At 69.2% G+C, this 18,395-nt stretch carries 15 protein-coding genes; 8 read left to right on the top strand and 7 right to left on the bottom strand.

Annotated features, from left to right (window positions below; all coding sequences use genetic code 11):
* Positions 1-12 precede the first annotated feature (12 nt).
* The 3 genes from ABJK40_RS18680 to ABJK40_RS18670 form a co-directional block, all read right to left on the bottom strand.
* On the bottom strand, positions 13-603 hold the full coding sequence (locus ABJK40_RS18680) for a hypothetical protein (protein ID WP_348510371.1): 591 nt from the start codon (positions 601-603) through the stop codon (positions 13-15).
* A gap of 216 nt (positions 604-819) precedes the next feature.
* A complete protein-coding gene (locus tag ABJK40_RS18675) occupies positions 820-1,305 on the bottom strand; it encodes a DUF4262 domain-containing protein (protein WP_348480184.1) in 486 nt (161 codons plus the stop codon).
* 37 nt (positions 1,306-1,342) lie between these two features.
* A complete protein-coding gene (locus ABJK40_RS18670) occupies positions 1,343-2,392 on the bottom strand; it encodes a phosphotransferase (RefSeq protein ID WP_348480183.1) in 1,050 nt (349 codons plus the stop codon).
* Between the two features lie 66 nt (positions 2,393-2,458).
* Here ABJK40_RS18670 and ABJK40_RS18665 point away from each other — a divergent pair, with 66 nt between their 5' ends.
* A complete protein-coding gene (locus ABJK40_RS18665) occupies positions 2,459-3,211 on the top strand; it encodes an SURF1 family protein (RefSeq protein WP_348480182.1) in 753 nt (250 codons plus the stop codon).
* Here ABJK40_RS18665 and ABJK40_RS18660 read toward each other — a convergent pair.
* Genes ABJK40_RS18660 through ABJK40_RS18645 form a run of 4 tightly spaced genes read right to left on the bottom strand, consistent with a single transcriptional unit; the run spans position 3,189 to position 7,439 of the window.
* Positions 3,189-4,394, bottom strand: a complete 1,206-nt coding sequence (locus ABJK40_RS18660; protein WP_348480181.1) for a lycopene cyclase family protein — start codon at positions 4,392-4,394, stop codon at positions 3,189-3,191. The two genes, ABJK40_RS18665 and ABJK40_RS18660, sit on opposite strands and share 23 nt — an antisense overlap.
* Positions 4,391-5,347, bottom strand: coding sequence for an MBL fold metallo-hydrolase (locus ABJK40_RS18655; RefSeq protein WP_348480180.1), 957 nt, complete (start codon positions 5,345-5,347; stop codon positions 4,391-4,393). The genes ABJK40_RS18660 and ABJK40_RS18655 overlap by 4 nt, the downstream gene beginning before the upstream one ends.
* 12 nt (positions 5,348-5,359) lie before the next feature.
* Positions 5,360-6,676, bottom strand: a complete 1,317-nt coding sequence (locus tag ABJK40_RS18650; RefSeq protein ID WP_348480178.1) for a GMC family oxidoreductase — start codon at positions 6,674-6,676, stop codon at positions 5,360-5,362.
* A 4-nt stretch (positions 6,677-6,680) separates the two neighbouring features.
* Positions 6,681-7,439 carry a histidine phosphatase family protein gene (locus ABJK40_RS18645; protein WP_348480177.1) on the bottom strand — a complete coding sequence of 253 codons (759 nt, stop codon included), beginning with the start codon at positions 7,437-7,439 and terminating at the stop codon, positions 6,681-6,683.
* A 140-nt stretch (positions 7,440-7,579) separates the two neighbouring features.
* On the opposite strand from ABJK40_RS18645, the gene ABJK40_RS18640 reads away from it, so the two are divergent.
* From ABJK40_RS18640 to ABJK40_RS18610, 7 genes are all read left to right on the top strand, one after another.
* Positions 7,580-8,836 carry a hypothetical protein gene (locus tag ABJK40_RS18640; RefSeq protein WP_348480176.1) on the top strand — a complete coding sequence of 419 codons (1,257 nt, stop codon included), beginning with the start codon at positions 7,580-7,582 and terminating at the stop codon, positions 8,834-8,836.
* Positions 8,837-8,953: 117 nt separating this feature from the next.
* Positions 8,954-11,773: a phosphoribosylformylglycinamidine synthase subunit PurL gene (gene purL, locus ABJK40_RS18635; RefSeq protein WP_348480175.1), complete on the top strand. Its 2,820-nt coding sequence runs from the start codon at positions 8,954-8,956 to the stop codon at positions 11,771-11,773.
* A complete protein-coding gene (locus tag ABJK40_RS18630; protein ID WP_348480173.1) occupies positions 11,770-12,492 on the top strand; it encodes a phosphoribosylformylglycinamidine synthase subunit PurQ in 723 nt (240 codons plus the stop codon). The genes purL and ABJK40_RS18630 overlap by 4 nt, the downstream gene beginning before the upstream one ends.
* A gap of 6 nt (positions 12,493-12,498) precedes the next feature.
* Positions 12,499-13,449, top strand: a complete 951-nt coding sequence (locus ABJK40_RS18625) for a phosphoribosylaminoimidazolesuccinocarboxamide synthase (protein WP_348480172.1) — start codon at positions 12,499-12,501, stop codon at positions 13,447-13,449.
* A gap of 1 nt (position 13,450) precedes the next feature.
* Positions 13,451-14,947 carry an amidophosphoribosyltransferase gene (gene purF, locus ABJK40_RS18620; RefSeq protein ID WP_348480170.1) on the top strand — a complete coding sequence of 499 codons (1,497 nt, stop codon included), beginning with the start codon at positions 13,451-13,453 and terminating at the stop codon, positions 14,945-14,947.
* 88 nt (positions 14,948-15,035) lie between these two features.
* On the top strand, positions 15,036-17,264 hold the full coding sequence (gene purD / locus ABJK40_RS18615) for a phosphoribosylamine--glycine ligase (protein WP_348510370.1): 2,229 nt from the start codon (positions 15,036-15,038) through the stop codon (positions 17,262-17,264).
* A 66-nt stretch (positions 17,265-17,330) separates the two neighbouring features.
* Complete coding sequence (locus ABJK40_RS18610) at positions 17,331-18,347, top strand: Vms1/Ankzf1 family peptidyl-tRNA hydrolase (RefSeq protein WP_348480168.1); 1,017 nt, start codon at positions 17,331-17,333, stop codon at positions 18,345-18,347.
* The last annotated feature ends 48 nt before the right edge of the window (positions 18,348-18,395 follow it).

Raw genomic sequence — 18,395 nt, 5'->3', positions numbered from 1 at the left:
GCGCTCGACGACTCAGCGAAGCGGTTCGGGGAGCTCGGCGGCGTACCAGGTCTGCTGATCGATCACCGACCACGACGAGTTCGGGAAGTTGGACGCGATGTGGGCGATGATGTCGTCGGCGCCGAAGTTGTCACGGTTGAACTTGCAGGTGTCGAAGATCAGGACGCCACCCACCCGGGCGGGGATCTGCCACATCTCGATGTAGATCCTCGAGAACATGGTCATCCCGCGCTGCGTCGGCTTCACCAGAACGGCCATCCCGTAGAAGATCGCATCGCGCTCGGCATGCTCGGGATAGGCGTTGACGAAGAAGTCCGCCGAGATGTCGTCGACGGCCGAGAAGTCGTTGGTGATCAGCCCGAGTCCGATGGGCTCGACGCCGTCCCATCCCACCACCTTGGTGATCCTCGGATCCGCGAACCGTTGCATCATCAACTCGCGGGACTCGAGATGGATCATCGCCGCGACCTGATCGAGCGGGCCCATCGCCGCCCGGTACAGCTCCCACAGTGCCTCGGCGTCCTCGCCTTCCACCCGGAGGCGCGTGGTGATCGAGAGTTGCGGGGCGACCGGCTTGGCGTCGACGATCTCACGGGTGGACACGATCGGCGCCTCGAGCCCCTCCACCGGACTCGACGAAGGCGTCGGTGGCGGGAAACCCGTCCGCAGACCCGGCCTGGTCGGGATCGGTTTCCCTGTGCGTGTCCGACCGGTCGACGTGATGCGAGGCCGGTCCATGTCGCCGCAACGTAGCAACGATCGGGTGACCGCTCGGCCTCGCAGGCGTCAAGATCTGCGAGAAATCCTCACCCGGTGCGTTCAGTCGGGCACAGAACCGACGACGGGTTGCGCGAGGACGAGTCGCTGTTCGAAGCCGGTCTCGTACGGGAGGACTCCGTTGCGGTCGGGATAGAGCAACTGCACGAATCCGGGTGGCGAGCCCGAATACCACGACATCGCCGTGGCGAACCACGTCGGCCAGACCTCGGCGTCGATCGGAGCGAACATGCATCGCAGTTCGTTGTCGAGGAATCCGACGAGCTCGACCCCCAACGGGATCTCGGTGCCGCCTCGGCAGGCATCGGCGACCAGTGTGACCAGGCCGTTCGCCGCCACCGGCGTCAGACCGAACACGGCGACGTCGGGGAATCCCACCGCCTCGCGCATCCCGATCGAGTAGGCGTAGCCCGGGGTCGGAGGGACGGTCGAGGGGTCGGCGGCGACCGGCTCCAGCGCCCACCCGTTCGTGTCGATCATCCACTCGATCTTCTCGGCGTGGGGGATGTGGAAGTCGGGCAGCTCCATGGGAGGTGGGTCCTTCTCTGGTCGGTCGTGACGGTCGTCAGGCGATCGCGTCGAGGGAGTCGAGGTCGAGACAATGTTGCACGTGACGTGACGCCATCGCTGCGAACATCGCCTCGCTGCGTGCGGTCGAGCCGACGATCTGGCTGGCGACCACCGACATGACCACACCGGCGAACGCCTCGCGTCGGTACTGGGCGTCCAACCACGCGGTCTCGACGCCGACTCCGTACGCGGACAGAGCCTGTCGGTAGGAGGAGACGAGCGCAGCCTCGTGCTCACGTCGCTCGGCCGGAACGAGACCGGCACCGCAGAAGTAGGCCAGGTCGCCGACCGGGGCTCCGTGCCCGGGAGTCTGCCAGTCGACCGCCGTGACCGGCGGCCCACCGTCGGGCGTCGCGAAGAGCAGGTTGTCCAGCCGGTAGTCGCCGTGGACCACGGTGGCGGGACCCGTGCGGCCGTCGATCCACGCGGCGAGCTTCGGGCCGAACGCGTGCAGCAGCGCGACACCGGGCTCGGTGAGGTAGGTCTCGTAGGTGGCGAGGAACCCGGGCAGGAACATCGACCAGAGGCCCACGAGCTGTTGCGCGTCCTCGGGCCCCGTACGGCGGGTGAGGAACTCGTGGTCGTTCAGCGTCGGGTCGTCCCACCGTGGGCCGTGCAGCTGGGCGAGTTCGACGACGGCACTGTGCGCCTGTTCGACTCCACAGCCCGACACCTGATCCCCCTGTGCCGCCGGTGCCATGTCCTCGAGCACCAGGACGAAGTCGCCGGTGTCCTCGCTCCACGACGCGTGGTGACAGTGCGGCACCCTGATCGCCACCGTTGCCGCGATGTGGTCGTAGAACTTCACCTCCCGCTCGTAGTTGCGCAGTGCGATGCCGGTGGCGCGACTGGTCTCGTCGAGCGAGGGGAGTTTGATCACCACCGAGGACGGCAGCCCGTCGGTGGACGCCGGATCGGCGTACTCGATGGCGACCCTCAGGTTGAGCCCCACCAGGCCGTCACCGATCCGTTCCGCCTGCACAGCGACGACATCGGCTCCGAGGATCTCGGAGAGCCAGGTGGGGGTGATCTCCTCGGGCGTCATCGTCGGGACCGTAGTTCGTCACCTGCAGTCCCGCCGATGCCGACGCGCCGATACCGTCGAGTGCAGATGTACGGCTTCTTGTTCCGTCCGAGGTGGCTCCTCTTCCACGTCGTCGTCGTGGCCGGCATCACCGCCATGATGTTCGCCGGATTCTGGCAGCTCGATCGGTTGTCGGAGCGCAAGGAGTTCAACGCGCGCGTCATCGAGCGTTCCCAGACCGAACCGTCGTCGCTGCGCTCGGTGTTGTCGCGGATCGAGGACGGTTCGCTGACACCTGACGAGGCCGAGTGGCTGCCCGTCGTGGTCGACGGCACCTACCTCCCCGACCAGGTGCTGAACTTCAACAAATCCCAGGGGGGCCGGGCCGGCGACAACGTGCTCACCGCAGCGGTCACCGACGACGGCGACACGGTGATCGTGAACCGGGGGTTCATCCCCCTCGGGATCGACGTCCCTGCCGCTCCCGCCACGGCGGTCCGGGGACGCGGGTACGTCAGGCTGTCCGAGGTACGTGAACGCGGTGGCGTGACCGACACCGACGACGGTGAGCCGCTCACCGAGATCCGTCGCGTCGACCTGGAACGGCTCGCCCGACAGTTCCCCGGCGACGTCGCGCCCGTCTACGTGCAGTTGATCGCGTCCGACCCGCCGATCGCCGTCGGCGATCCCGAACCGGTGGTACTGCCCGAGTTGAGCAACGGGCCGCACCTGTCGTATGCGATCCAGTGGTTCACGTTCTCGCTCGCGGTCGTCGTCGGCTGGGTGCTGGCGGTCCGACGATCACTGAAGACGCGGCTCACGGCCGAAGCAAGCGGCTGAACCGCCGGAGGTCGCCGGTCATCAACCGGCCTCGCAGACTCCACGGTGCGACCGCGAACATCCTCACCATCACCGCCGCCAACCGTCGGGGCTGCGTGTCGATCCTCATGTACGGGGACCACGTGTCGACCGGGAGGTCGAAGAACGCGTCGAAGAACCGTTGGATCCCGTTGCGATCCAGCCCGGTCAACACATCGTGGCCGTAGTCGTGGAGGTGTCGGCTGCGCCTCAACGGGTCCGGCCACACGGCGCGCCGGATGGGGGCGGGGTCGATCGGCTCCGTCGGATCCGTTCGAGCGATCTGGTCGGCGATCGCCGTGGCCACCCGATCCGCACCCGACAGCGCCGAGGCGATCGAGTACCCCGTCGCCGGGTGGATCATCCCGGCCGAGGCGCCGTACCGTACCGGGCCGCTCTCGGAGCGACCGGGCGGCTGCGCCCCCATCGGGATGCGCACCCGCTCGATCGACACGGCGGCGTCGATGAGTTCGCCGACCGACGTGTCGAGGCGCGCCGCGAGCACCGGGAGCAGCGCCTCGGGGTCGACCGGTGGCGATGCGCTGAGCACGGTCTCCTCGACCAGCCACCCGCCGGCGACCGGCAGCGAGTACGCGAACGTCGGCACGGTCGCACGCCCGACGATCGTCGCCCCGGGATCGGAGAAGTCCATCATCGTCGGCACCCCGAGTGCTCCGGGTGGAGGGGCCGGCAGCACGATGCCGATTGCCGTCTGCCACGCCGGCTCCTCCCCCGAGGCCGAACCCGTCGGTCCGGAGATCTTGGACGGCCAGCCGGTGGCGTCGACGACGAGACGCGCCCCCACGACCGATGCGTCGTCGATCGTCGCGGTCACGTGACGGACGCCGCTCCGCAGATGGCGACGCAGGAGTTCGTTGTCGAAGACGCCGTACGGCCGCTCCACCTCGTGTGTGCGGCCGAAGCGCACCGTGATCCGGCCGAAACGGTGTGCCCACACGTCGGCGCCGGCGAGCAGATCGAGTCCGTCGACGTCGTCGGCCCAGGTCGTGTAGGTGGCCGTCCACGGCTCGTCGGGTCCGACCAGGACGGCGTCGATCCCGTGGCGCCGCAGAGCGGCAGCGAGGGCCGACCCGGCGGGGCCGTCGCCGATGACGGCGACATCGCCGCGCAGGGCGTCGCCCGCAACGGTCCCGTCGTCGGTCAACGGGCCTCGAGTTCGGCCATGCGGCGGAACTGTTCGACGACGTCCGGCGTCTCGTGTGCCGGATCGAGCGAGCGGTACACGGTGTCGACGTTGACGGCGATCCGGCCGAACTCGCCGAGACCCTCGAAGCGTTCGTCGGCCGCCATCAGCACGCCGATCTCCCGAGCGGCGTCGAATGCGTCCATCCCCGCCGACCGTCGACCCGCAGCTTCGCTCTCGACGAACGAGAGATAGTCACGTGAGGCGACGATGCCCGAACGGTCGGTGAGCGGACCGTGGCCGGGGACGACGGTGGTGACGTCCATCCCCAACATCAGGTCACACGCCGCGATCCAGTTCGACAGCGGTCCGGCCCACACGATCGGCGTCCCGCCGACGAACAGGATGTCGCCCGTGTAGACCGTGTTCGCATCGGGGACGTGCACGATCACGTCGCCCTCGGTGTGAGCAGGCCCCACTTCGATCAACTCGATGCGCCGTCCCCCGACCTCGATGTCGAGACGATCGTCGAACGTGCGCGACGGCAACTCCAACTCGATGCCGCCGAAGTCGAACTCGCCGAAGAAGCTCCGGAAGAGGTCGCCGACGTCGCCGGGATCCTGGTTGAGCGCATGCAGCATCGCCGGTGGAACGTGGGGCATCTCCTCGGCGGCCGCACTCGACGAGATGATCTCCACCTCCGGCCATCCGTCTCGCACCGCACTGTTGCCGTAACAGTGGTCGCCGTTCGCGTGGGTGTTGACCAGCGACGAGATCGGTGCCCCGCTCGTGATCGACCGCATGGCATCGAGCATGTCGGCGGTCAGCTTCAGGTCGAACAGCGTGTCGACGAGCAGCGACACACCGTCGCCGCGGATGAGTCCGGCATTGCTCCAACCCCAGCCGCCGTCGGGCTGCAGATACGCGTGGCAGTCGTTGCCGACTTCGTGGAGACCGAGGGTGTAGGAACTCATCACATCATCATCTCAGGTGGACGCGTCGGCATCCGCGTCGAGCCAGTGCCCGACGAAGCGCTCGGCGAGCATCATCGTGGGGAGGTGCGTGTTGACGTCGGGGATGATCGGAAAGGCCGAGGCATCGGCCACGACCAGGCGTTCGCACCCCCGGACCCGCCCGTGGTCGTCGAGTGCTCGGGCCGTCGAACACGCCGCGTGGACGTAGTCGGCGCCACGACGGAGCACCCACGACTCGATCGCGTCGCGGCCGTCGAGCGCGTCGACGGGCGTCCCCACGTCGTCGATCAGGATCCCGTCGATGGCAGCGGAGAACGCCGCTGAGCGGAGAAGTACGATCGCCTCCTCGACGCCATCGCAGAGACGGGCGACGTCCCGTTCGTCCTCGAGCATGTCGAGGTCGACGATCGGGTGGACATGGGGATCGTCGGAGGCGAGTCGCACCGCGCCCGCAGCACCGACCGGACGCATCAGTGCCACGAGGAGCACTGCGATGTCGGGCGGCGCGCCCGGTCCGAGGTGGTCGAGGGCGAGCACCTGCACCGGGTCGATCTCGAGCAGCGCACTCACCGAGAGTCCGTCCGCACCCGAGCGATCGCGCAGCCGGAGCGTGAGCGCCGCCGCCGGATGATCGGTGAGACCCCTGCCGACATCGGGGTCGGTGATGCCGGAGCGCAACAGGATCGCCGGCGTGTGGATCGCGCCGGCGCACAGCGCCACGGCATCGGCGTCGATCCGTGTACCGTCGGCGAGTCTGATCCCGCTCGCGCAGCCGGTGTCGTCGAACTCGACCACGTCGACCGTGTCGTGCGGCCGCGCCTCGAACCGGTCCTGTACCGGCCACAGGTACGCCTCGGCAGCGGTCACACGGTGGCCATGGCGTCGGGTCAGCGGTGCCAAGCGGGTGCGCGCGTCGGCCTCGAGCAGGATGCGAGCGAGGCGACCGACCTCGTCGGTGTGCGGGGTCTCGACGGGCACGAGGACCCGATCGAACATGTCGGCGGCATCGTGCCAACCCCACGACGAGTACAGCGCCGGGTCGCCGCGCAGTGCGACCATCGAGTTCACTGCGCTCGAACCACCCTCACCCCGACCGCGTGGGTACGGCACGCGTCGTGTGGTCGCCATGCGACGTGCCGTCAGACCGTCGTGGGTCCGGCCGGGCTCGGCCAGCGCCAGGAAACTGTCGGCGCCGCTGATCGACGCGGGTACCGCTCCCGCACGCAGCGCCGGGCCGGACTCGACCAGGGTCACGTCGTGTCCCGCATCGACGAGGCGGCGCGTCACGACGCATCCGGCCGAGCCGGCGCCGACGACGACCCACTTCATCCGGTCACCGGACGGTCGCCGCAGGGAGCCCGACGAGGTGCGCGGCGTCGTTGTACCGGTCGAGGCGCCAGGAACCGGGTGCAGACGACGTTGCGGTGGACGAGGGACCACTGAACGACGTGATCGCGGTGTTGAGGGTGCGGAGCTCGAAGCCACCGGCCATCGGGACGCCGAGCAGGATCCGGAACACGGCGTCGACCACGCCACCGTGGCACACGACGGCCACGTGGCGTCCTGCGAACTCACTGCACAGCGCTGCGAGTCCGCGCTCGACGCGTTCGTGGAACCGCCGCAGCGTCTCGCCCCCGGGGAAGATGTCGATGTCGCGGTCACCGGCCCAGTCCGGCGTGCCGTACCGCTCGACGTAGGCGTCGAAGGTCATCCCGTCGATCTCCGGACCCGGATCGTGCTCGCCGAGGTCGGGCCACTGCTCGATCTCGGGTGACGCGTCGACGCCGACGAGTGCGGGCCGCACGATCTCGGCGGTCTCGAGTGCGCGTGGGAAGTCGGTGGTGATCAACGCGTCGACCTCGGCTCCCTCCCGGTCGAGACGGTCGCGGAGTTGCTCGGCCTGGCGCCGGCCGAGCGGAGTCAGGCCCCGACAGGTCCGCTTCCCACCGATGATCCGCTCGACCGTGACCATCGACTCGCCGTGGCGGATCAACGTGATCGTCGTCCGCCCGCCGGACTCGGTGGGTCGGTCGGCCGAGCTGCTCTGTGATCGATCGTCGGCATCGGCGTCGATCGGTCTCGGGTCCACCATCGACGGGAGCGTAGGTGGTCTCGACGGCGTCGACCACTCCGGACGTCGACGCCCGTCACCACTCGCAGCGTCCTGCTACGACGACGCGCGCTCCGCGTGCGCGGCTCAAGAAAGCCGCCGGATCGACCGATGGAACTGTGATGTCCACCACCATCGAAGCGACGACTGCTGAGCCTGATCGCACCGAACCGTGCGACGACACACCCGTTCGTCTGCTGCTTCCACCGGTCACGGAGTTGCCGGTGCTGTTGCCCCCGCCCATCGGGCTCCCGAGCGCGCTCACGGCGCCTCCACCCCCGGTCGAGGCCCCGCCGGTGGTCGACTCCCCTCCGAGCGCACCGGTCGTCGCCGTCGCTCCCGGACCGTCGACGATGTTCTCGGCGGACGTGGCCCTGGTCCCTGCCGGCTTCGGCGTGCCCATGCTGCCGAGCCCTGCGCCGATCGTGCGGACCGCACCGCCCTCCGGACCCGGGACGGGCCCGGCGTTCGACATCAGTGAGTTCCTGGCCACACCGGGCCCGGGCCGCCAGGCGCCCACGAAGCCACGCGGGCGAGGCATCCGTCGGCTCGTGCTCGTCGCAGCCCTCGGCGCCGTCGGCTGGGCAGGATTCACCTACGGACCCGGCCTGTACGACGAGTACGCCGGCGACGGGCGTGGCACCGACGAGGTCGCTGCGCCGCTGGCGTTCCCGACGGCGTCCGGTGTCGACGCCCCGATCCGCACCGCCGAGTTCGTACTCGTCGGCCTCCCGGAGTCCCCCGGCGACACCTACCGGATCGTCACCGACTTCGAGACGGCCGTGAGCCAGGTCGACATCACCAGCGACGACGGCCCTGCGCTCCAGATCCTGACCTACGGCGACGACGCGATGATCCGCCGTGCCGATGCCGACGAGTGGTATCTCCTCGACCGCGGTCAGTTCCCGCTCGACGGTCGACTCGCGCGATCCGACTGGGTCCGCACGCTCGACGAACTCCTCCCGAGCAGCGTCCGTGGAGGCGCCGTGATCACCGATTCCACCGAATCGACGATCTCGGGTGTGGCCACACGGCGCCTCACGCTCAGCATCGATCCCGCACTGTTCGGCCCCGCACCGGCTCCCGTCACCGCGACGGACGCACCAGCGCCGGTCGAACCTCTCGCCCCGGCCACGGAGAGCGTGCCGACCGAGGCCGACACGTCGACGCCTGCCGCCACCCCGGGAGCGATGATCGACATCGAGCTGTGGATCGACGGGAACGGACTCGTGCGACAGGTCACGGGCGCACCGCCCCGACTCGGAGCCGAGACCATCACCATCGTGCGGACCAGCCCAGATTCCTGGATCCCGACGTACCCCCCGGCCGAACAGATCGCACCACTCACCGCCTCCGCACTGGTCGACCTCGGACTCTGAACCGGCCCGCGCTCGGGTCGTCGATCGACGAGGCGTGCCCGGCTCCGTGCGCGACGGCTCTGTGACAATTCCAGCGAAGGCTCGTCGGCCCGGCTTCGTGTCCGTATGGTCGCGTCGGTGTCCGTCTGGCATCGCATGACCATCCGTTCGATCGATCCCGATCCGCGCGTCCGACGAATCCGCGACGGCGCTGCCGCACTCGGCTTGCCGCCCGTCGGCGACGTGGAGGTGGCCGATCTGGTCCACGTCCGTGGAGATCTCACCGACGAGGACCGCCAGAAGCTCCACGGCCTCCTCGTCGATCCGCTCCTCCAGAAGGGCACCTGGTCCGTTCCCACCGGTCGCGCCGTCGAGATCGCCTTCCTGCCCGGGGTCACCGACACCGCCGGTGATGCCGTCGAGACCGCCGCCGCCATGCTCGGGCTCGGCGTCGACTCCGCCTCCACCGGTCTGCGCGTCGAGTTCCGCGAGGACCTCGACGACACCCTCGTCCATGCGCTCGTCGAGCGACTGCTGATGAACCCGATCATCGAACGATCGTCGATGGGAACGATCGAGCCGCTGGCAGCCGAGGACCACGACCCGTCCGTGACCGCACGCGTGATCGAGGTCCGAGGTCTCGACGACGAGGGCCTGGCGGCCGTCGGGGCGTCGCGTTCGCTGTACCTCGACCCGGAGGAGCTGCGGGCGATACGCGATCACTTCGAGTCGATCGGGCGCGATCCGACCGACGTCGAGATCGAGACCTTGGCGCAGACCTGGAGCGAGCACTGCGCCCACAAGACGTTCCGTGCCGTCATCGACGCGACCGAACCGGGCGGTTCCTCCTCGACCCGCCGCGAACCACTGATGAAGCAGCTGCGGTCCTGCACCGAAGAGATCGACGCTCCGTTCGTCCGCTCGGCCTTCGTCGGGAACGCCGGCGTGATCGAGTTCGTCGCAGGCACCACGCTCGCGCTCAAGGCCGAGACCCACAACCATCCGTCGGCGGTCGAACCCTTCGGCGGTGCGAACACCGGTGTCGGCGGCGTGATCCGTGACGTCCTCGGCATCGCCCACAAGCCGATCGCCATCACCGACATCCTGTGCTTCGGGCCCACGGACCTTCCCCTCGACGATCTCCCCGACGGATCGCTGCACCCGCGTCGGGTGCAGGAGGGTGTGATCGACGGCGTCGCCGACTACGGCAACAAGATCGGGCTGCCGACCGTGGCGGGGGCCATCCTCTACGACCCGGCCTACACGACCAACCCCTTGGTGTTCGCCGGATGCATCGGTGCCGCACCGACACGGGCGCTCCACGACGGACCACACGCAGGCGACCGGGTGATCCTGCTCGGAGGGGCGACCGGGCGCGACGGCATCCGCGGCGCCACCTTCTCGTCGGCCACGATGGACGCCACCACGGGTGAGGTCGCCGGCGCGAGCGTGCAGATCGGCGACCCGATCGTCGAGAAGCTGCTCATCGACGTGCTCGTCGGCGCCGAGGACATGTATACCGGCATCACCGACTGCGGTGCCGGCGGCCTGTCGTCGGCCGTGGGTGAGATGGCCGAAGGCGTCGGCGCCGACGTCGACCTCGGCCTCGTGCCGCGCAAGTACCCGGGTCTCGAGCCGTGGGAGGTGTGGCTGTCCGAAGCCCAGGAACGCATGGTGGTCTCGGTCCCACCACGGGGCGTTTCGGCATTGGCGAAGCGTTGTGAACAGGCGGGGGTGGCCTGGGCCGACATCGGGTCCTTCACCGGCGACGGCGTGCTCGTCGTGCGCAACGGTGACGAGACGGTCGCCGAACTCGACACCGCGTTCCTCCACGACGGCCGACCACAGCGCGAGATGAAGGCGGCCATGCCCGACCCGAAACGCAGTGGTGCCACCACGCGCACCGTCGAGGACCCTGCGGCCACGCTCCTGTCGCTCCTGCGACACCCGAACATCGCGTCCAAGGCCGCCACGATCCACCGCTACGACCACGAGATCCTCGGAGCAACGGTGGTCCGACCGCTGATCGGCGCCGCGTCCGACGGCCCCGCCGACGGCGTTGTGCTCGCGAACCCGCTGGACACGCACGGCATCGCGATCGGCATCGGGGTGAACCCGTGGCACGGCCTCCACGACCCCGAAGGCATGGCGTTCAACGCCGTCGACGAGGCGGTCCGCAACGTCGTGGCGGTGGGAGCCGACCCCGACCGCATCGCGCTCCTCGACAACTTCTCGTGGGGGGATCCACGTCGCGAATCGACGCTCGGCGATCTCGCCGCCGCCGTCGACGGGTGTTGCGCAGCGGCCTACATGTTCAACGCCCCGTTCGTGTCGGGCAAGGACTCGCTCAACAACGAGTACGTCGGCGCCGACGGACAGCGCCGAGCGGTCCCGCCCACCCTCGTCATCACCGCCGTCGGCCACGTGCCCGACGCCGATCGCTGCGTGACCCCCGACCTGCTCGGTCCCGGCAACGTGCTGATGCTGATCGGCTCCACGAACACCGAGTTCGCCGGATCCCACCTCGACCTCCTGCAGGGCGAGCCCGACGACCCGGGCGTGGCACCAGCGCCCGACCCCGACGCGGCGATGCACTACCGCCACCTCCACGCCGCCATCCAGGCGGGTCTGATCGTGTCGTGTCACGACGTGAGCGAGGGCGGGCTCGCCGTGGCTCTCGCCGAGATGTGCATCGCCGGACGGCTCGGCGCCACCGTCGACGACCTCCCCCACGAGGACCTCGTCACCGCGATGTTCAGCGAGTCGGCGGGACGACTGGTGGTGGAGGTCGAGGAGCGCAGCGTTCCGGCATTCCTGCGGATCATGGACCACGACGCCTTCCGCCTCGGGGTGGTGTCCGACTCCGGGACGCTCACGATCGCCGGAGTCGAACCCGTCGCCGTGTCCGACCTGGCCGACGCCTTCAACAGCCGAGCCACCCGGAAGGTGTTCCCATGAGTCGAGTTCCTGCCGTGGTGATCACGGGGCCGGGCACCAATCGTGACCACGACGTGGCCGCGGCACTGGAGTTGGCCGGTGCCGACGTCCGCATCGTGAGTTCGCGTGCGCTCGTCGACCGCCCGAGCCATCTCGGCGACGCACGGCTCGCCGTCGTCGCCGGCGGGTTCAGCTACGCCGACTCGCTCGGAGCCGGGAGGATGCTCGCGCTCGACCTCACTCTCGGGCTCGGCGACCGACTGCAGGACTTCGTCGACCGAGGCCGCCCCCTGCTCGGCATCTGCAACGGCTTCCAGGTACTCAGTCGCACGAGCCTCCTCCCCGGATCGCTCGGACACAACGCGCAGGGCGACTTCGACTGCCGCTGGGTCGTGCTCGATCGCGTCGAACGCAGCAACAGCATCTGGACCAAGGGCATCGAGGATCCGATCCACTGCCCGATCGCCCACGGAGAGGGTCGCTACGTCCACCCCGATCCCGAGTCGTTGGCGGCCGCCGGCCAGGTGGCCCTGCGATATCGCAGCACGAATCCGAACGGGTCCGTCGACGACATCGCCGGCGTGAGCGATCCGACCGGGCTCGTACTGGGGCTGATGCCTCACCCCGAGAACCACATCGTGCTGCGCCAGCACCCACACCATCGCCGTGGCGGAGGCGGTCCCGCACACCTGGGCCTGCGCATCTTCGAAGCCGGCGTCGCGCACGCCAAGAAGCTCTGATCCGAGGTGACCGTGATCGAACCGCTCACCGACATCGACCTTCCCCTCGCCGACCGTCGGGACGGCAAGGTCCGGATCTCGTACGCACTGGGCGGCGACCGCGCCGGTCAGCGTCTGTTCGTCACGACCGACCGCCTGTCGGCGTTCGACCGGATCATCGCCGGGGTCCCCTACAAGGGTCAGGTGCTGAACCAACTGTCCGCGTGGTGGTTCGAGCAGACCGCCGACATCGTCGACAACCACATCGTCGACATCCCCGACCCGCACGTCACCATCGCCCGCAGCGCCACGCCGCTTCCCGTCGAAGTGGTCGTGCGTGGGCACATCACCGGCGTCACCGACACTGCGCTGTGGACGGCGTACGCACGCGGGGAGCGCACGATCTACGGGCACGACCTCCCCGACGGCCTTGCGAAGAACGATCCGCTTCCCCAGCCGATCGTCACGCCCACGACCAAGGGGGAAGCCGGTACGCACGACACCCCGATCACCTGCGCCGACGTCGCCGCGAGCGGGCTCGTCGAGCCGGGACTGTGGGACCGGGTCCAGGCGGCGGCCTTGTCCGTGTTCACACGGGGCGTCGACCGTGGGCGGGCCTCGGGCCTGATCCTCGCCGACACGAAGTACGAGTTCGGCCTGGCCGACGACGGCACGCTGCTGCTCATCGACGAGGTGCACACCCCTGACTCGTCGCGCTGGTGGGTCGCCGCCACGTACGCCGCGCGGGTGTCTGCCGGCGAGGAACCCGAGAGCCTCGACAAGGAGGTCGTGCGTCGAGCGCTCGCCGATGTGGACTTCCGAGGCGACGGTGACGTCCCCGACCTGCCCCCAGAAGTCTGGTCGGCCACGACCGCGCGCTACGTTGACGCCTACGAGCGTCTCACCGGTGCGACGTTCGCATACGCCGACTACCCCGCAGCACCACGCATCGCCCGTGCGGTGTCGACCCTGGAGTGACATGAAACGTTCGATCCCGGTGCACGCCGTACCCGCCGTCTCCGATCACCCGCTCACTGCCACCGATCCGACCGGGGACGACGTGGCCCACGACGAGTGCGGCGTCCTGGGATTGTCCACGCCTCACGGCGACGGCGTGGCGCAACTCGCCTTCTTCGGGCTGTTCGCGCTGCAACACCGTGGCCAGGAAGCGGCCGGGATCGCGGTGAGCGACGGCAAGCGCACCCGCATGCACAAGGAGGCCGGCCTCGTCGCCAACGTGTTCACGCCCGAGGCGCTCGCGCCGCTCACCGGCTACCACGCGATCGGCCACACCCGGTACTCCACGACCGGCTCGAACGCCGAGCGCAACATCCAGCCGTTCCTCGTCGAGACGATGCACGGTCCGCTGTCGGTCGCCCACAACGGCAACCTCGTCAACGCCACCGCGCTACGCGACGAACTGCTGCACAAGGGCTTCGGACTCACTGCGACGAGCGACACCGAGGTGTTCACCCTGATGCTCGCCGCCGCCGGTGGACGCACCTGGCAGGAGCGGATCGAGCGCACGCTCCCGGCATGGAAGGGTGCATTCTCGCTCGTCATCCTGGCGTCCGATCAGGTCATCGCCGTCCGCGATCCGTGGGGCTTCCGTCCGCTGTCGGTCGGTCGCCTGCCACACGGTGGTCACGCCGTCGCATCCGAGACCTGCGCCCTGTCCACGCTCGGTTGCGTCGACATCGACGAGATCCAGCCGGGTGAGATGGTCACGCTGCGCGGTGCCGAGATCGAGCGCCAGCAGGTGCTGGCCCCGCAGACCAACAGTGCACGCTGCACGTTCGAGTTCGTCTACTTCTCCCGACCCGATTCGGTGTGGGACGACAAGTCGGTCCACCACGTTCGCCAACAACTCGGGCGTGAACTCGCCCGCGAGTCCTTCGTCGAGGCCGACGTGGTCATCCCCGTGCCCGACTCCTCGATCCCTGCCGCCATCGGGTTCGCGAACGAGACCGGCCTCCCGTTCAACGACGGGCTGATCAAGAACCGCTACATCGGCCGCACGTTCATCGAGCCGACCCAGGACATCCGCGAGCGCGGGGTCGCCCTGAAGTTCAACGCGCTGTCCGAGAACCTCCAGGGCAAGCGGGTGATCATGATCGACGACTCCCTCGTGCGGGGCACCACCGCCGGTCCGCTCGTCAAGCTCGTGCGCGACGCAGGCGCCAGCGAGGTGCACCTGCGGATCACGTGCCCGCCGATCACGCACGCGTGCCACTTCGGGGTCGACATGGGCCACGACGGGGATCTCATGGCGGCCCAGAAGTCCGTCCAGGAGATGCGCGAGCACATCGGTGCCGACAGCCTCGCATTCCTCTCCCTCGACGGGATGATGCGCGCCGTCGCCGGGCGCGAGAGCGGTTCCGACGACGGGTACTGCAACGCGTGCTTCACCGGCGACTATCCGATCGCCGTCGGTGACGCACAGGCCAAACTGGCCTTCGAAGGCGTGTTGAGTTGACGCTCGGATTCACCCGTCCGGCTCGGGGGCCGGGCCGACGCCGTGCGTCTGCGGCAGTGCACCGCTCCGTCTCCGAAGGGTTCGTCCGATGCGTGTCCTGATCCTGGGCGGCGGGGGCCGCGAACAGGCCATCGCATGGGCGTGCAGGCGATCGGGGCACGACGTGCGGATCTCGCCCGAGTTGGGTGACGCGTCGTCGACCGACACCGATCTGGTGATCCCGGGCCCCGAGGCGGCACTGGTCGCAGGCGCCGCCGACGAGTGTGCGGTGCGCGGAATCCCCTGTTTCGGTCCGACTGCGGAACTGGCGAAGCTGGAGGGTTCGAAGGGCTACGCCCGTCGACTCGCATCCGATCTCGGGATCCCCGGTCCGGTATTCGCCCGGTTCGATCCGTCGACCTCGAGCCAGATCGTCGACGATGCCCGCGCCTGGTGGCGTGAGCTCGGGCGCCCCGTCGTGGTCAAACTCGACGGGCTCGCCGCCGGCAAGGGCGTCGTCGTCCCCGACTCCGACGGCGAGACCGATGCCGCGATCATCGACGCCGCGTCGGCCGGCGCGTTCGTGTTGGAGGAACGGATCTCCGGCCCCGAGTTCTCACTCGTGGCTCTCTGTGACGGAACACGGGCCGTCGCGCTGCCCCTCGCACAGGACCACAAGCGGATCGGCGAGGGTGACACCGGACCGAACACCGGCGGGATGGGTGCATTCGCTCCGGCGCCGGTGCCCTTCGACCCCGACGACCTCCTGGCCACCTTCGTCCAACCCGTGATCGACCACTTCGCTCGAGCCGGAACGCCGTACGTCGGCGTGATGTACGCCGGGCTCATGTTGACCGCCGAGGGACCGCGTCTGATCGAGTACAACGCACGATTCGGGGACCCCGAGACCCAGGCGGTGCTTCCGTTGCTCGAGACCGACCTCGCAGAACTCGCTCTCGCGGCGACGAAGGGCGACCTCTCGACCGTTCCGGTCGTGACTCGATCGCGCTTCGCTGTCACCGTCGTGGCCGCCGCCTCCGGGTATCCGAACTCGCCGCAGTTCGGTGCGGTGATCACCGATCGTGTCGAGGCGGCGACGTCGTTCGACGACCTGTCCGGCGGTGTGGCGTTGCGGTTCGATGCCGGCGTCTCGCCCGACCGGACCGCCGCCGGCGGCAGGGTGTTGGCGGTCACCGGGATCGGACACGATCTCTCCGAGGCGCGACGACTCGCGTACGAGCGAATGGATGCGATCGCCTTCGACGGGATGCAGGTCCGTCGTGACATCGCGTGGCGCGCTCCGGGTGCAGCCCTCGTGTCGTACGCCGACGCGGGCGTCGACATCGACGAGGGGACCCGGGCGGTCGCGGAGATGCGCGCCGCCGTCGAGTCGACACACGACGTCGGGTCGGGGCGTGGTGTCCTGCACGGCGTGGGGAGCTTCGGCGGCGTGTTCTCCGGCGCCGCGATCAAGGAACTCGACGACCCCGTCCTCGTCGCGTCGACCGACGGCGTCGGAACGAAGGTCGAACTCGCCGCACGACTCGGGCGGGTGCGCGGCGTGGGCACCGACATCGTCAACCACTGCATCGGTGACGTGCTCGTGCAGAACGCGCGACCGCTGTTCTTCCTCGACTACATCGCGGCGAGCGTGCTCGACGCCGACATGGTCGCCGAGATCGTTTCCGGGATGGCCGAAGCGTGTCGAGTCGCCAACTGCGCCGTGCTGGGTGGTGAAACCGCCGAGATGCCCGGGGTCTACCAACCGGGAGCGTTCGACATCGCCGGCACGCTGATCGGCGTCGCCGAGCGCTCCGAGCTGCTCCCCCGCACCGACGTCGCCGCCGGCGACGTCCTGATCGGCGTCGCTTCCTCGGGACCGCACACCAACGGCTATTCGCTGCTGCGCACGGTGTTCGCCTGGGCGCCGATGGACGTCGTTCCGGCCGGGATGGACCGCTCTCTCGGTGACGCGCTGCTCGAACCGCATCGCAACTATCTCGACCCGCTGCGCAGCGCACTCGACAGCGGTCACGTGAAGGCCCTCGCGCAGATCACCGGCGGCGGACTCCCCGAGAACCTGCCACGCGTGCTGCCCGCCGGAGTCGGAGCCGAGATCGATCTGGCGTCGTGGCCGATACCACCCCTGTTCCGCCTGGTGCGCGAACTCACACCGCAGATGTCGACCGACGAGCTGTACCGCACCCTCAACATGGGGATCGGCATGGTCGTGATCTGCAGCGAGAGCGACGCCGAAACGGTCCAGGCCTCGATCCCGGAGACCACCTGGCGGATCGGGCGCCTCGTGACAGGCGACCGGTCGGTCACCCTGCGCTGACCACACGGTCGATGTCACTCCCAGGCGTACGTTTACCACGGAGCGTGGTCGGGTACGACTCAGATCATGGATTCCCCCGATGTCCAGACCACCGACCGCAGCGGCGTGTTCGCAGATCTTCGTGACCTCGTCGAACGCAGCGGGCCGTTCCTCACGGCGATCGTTCCCGCACGCAGCGATGTGGCCGACGCCTCCGACCGTCTCCGGGTCGAGACCGGGAGTGCGCTTCGTGACGCTCCGTCCGAATGGTCCGACGACGTCCGAGCGATGGAGTCCGAGATCGCCGACCTCCACCACGGCGACGGAGCGGCACTGATCGCCATCCGGCCCCGTGGCGGACCCACGTTCTACGAGTTCGTCGCCGACGCTGTCCACCGACCGTCGGTGTCGGTCGGGCCTCTCCCCCGCCTCGCTCCCCTCCTGGAAGCCCGCCAGCGCACGATTCCCCACGTGGTCGTCGAGACCGACCTGGCCGGGGCCGACATCACCGCGTTCGACGGCGGCGACGTTGTCACGCAACAGCAGGTGGAGGGCGACACGACCCACATCCATCGCGGACATCCGGGCGGGTGGTCGCAGCGTCGCTACCAGCAGCGAGCCGAGAACACGTGGGACGACAACGCACGTGAGGTGTCCGAGTCGGTGCGGGCCGTGGTCGAGTCCGTCGGCGCACGTCTGACTCTCGTCACCGGCCCGACACGAGCCCAGTCGATGCTCGTCTCACTCCTCGAGCTGCAGCGAGTGGCCGTGCGGGCGATCGACGCCGGCGACCCCGACGGAATGGCCGACGAGATCGTCCGGCGCGTGGCCGACGTGCACGCCTCCGACACCGTGGCGGTCCTCGATGAGGCGAAGGAACGCATCGAGCATCGGGCCGACTCGGCTCGCCACGTCGAGTCCGCGCTCGCCGAGGGGCGAGTCCAGACCCTGCTCGTTCACGATTCCGGCGAGCCGTCGGACGGCGGCGACGACCGCCTGATCGACCGGTGCATCGCTGCGGCGCTCGCCACCGATGCCGACATACGCGTCGTCCCGAACGTCGCCCTCCTCGACCAGGGGGTCGCAGCGATCCTGCGCTGGTGACGCTCACGGATTCCGGCTGAACGGTTTGTTCGGTCCGATGCGTCGGCC

Origin of the sequence: Ilumatobacter sp. (genome assembly GCF_039969435.1) — a bacterium.
Lineage (GTDB): Bacteria > Actinomycetota > Acidimicrobiia > Acidimicrobiales > Ilumatobacteraceae > Ilumatobacter_A.
The sequence above is the reverse complement of the archived record's forward strand: the minus strand, read 5'-3'. Positions and strand labels throughout refer to the sequence as shown.

What these genes read in the sequence shown, in the direction of transcription:
- ABJK40_RS18675 (WP_348480184.1), bottom strand. Translation starts at nt 1,305, where the DNA reads ATGGAGCTGCCCGACTTCCACATCCCCCACGCCGAGAAGATCGAGTGG.
- ABJK40_RS18670 (WP_348480183.1), bottom strand. Translation starts at nt 2,392, where the DNA reads ATGACGCCCGAGGAGATCACCCCCACCTGGCTCTCCGAGATCCTCGGA.
- ABJK40_RS18665 (WP_348480182.1), top strand. Translation starts at nt 2,459, where the DNA reads ATGTACGGCTTCTTGTTCCGTCCGAGGTGGCTCCTCTTCCACGTCGTC.
- ABJK40_RS18655 (WP_348480180.1), bottom strand. Translation starts at nt 5,347, where the DNA reads ATGAGTTCCTACACCCTCGGTCTCCACGAAGTCGGCAACGACTGCCAC.
- ABJK40_RS18650 (WP_348480178.1), bottom strand. Translation starts at nt 6,676, where the DNA reads ATGAAGTGGGTCGTCGTCGGCGCCGGCTCGGCCGGATGCGTCGTGACG.
- ABJK40_RS18645 (WP_348480177.1), bottom strand. Translation starts at nt 7,439, where the DNA reads ATGGTGGACCCGAGACCGATCGACGCCGATGCCGACGATCGATCACAG.
- ABJK40_RS18640 (WP_348480176.1), top strand. Translation starts at nt 7,580, where the DNA reads ATGTCCACCACCATCGAAGCGACGACTGCTGAGCCTGATCGCACCGAA.
- ABJK40_RS18630 (WP_348480173.1), top strand. Translation starts at nt 11,770, where the DNA reads ATGAGTCGAGTTCCTGCCGTGGTGATCACGGGGCCGGGCACCAATCGT.
- purF (WP_348480170.1), top strand. Translation starts at nt 13,451, where the DNA reads ATGAAACGTTCGATCCCGGTGCACGCCGTACCCGCCGTCTCCGATCAC.
- purD (WP_348510370.1), top strand. Translation starts at nt 15,036, where the DNA reads ATGCGTGTCCTGATCCTGGGCGGCGGGGGCCGCGAACAGGCCATCGCA.
- ABJK40_RS18610 (WP_348480168.1), top strand. Translation starts at nt 17,331, where the DNA reads ATGGATTCCCCCGATGTCCAGACCACCGACCGCAGCGGCGTGTTCGCA.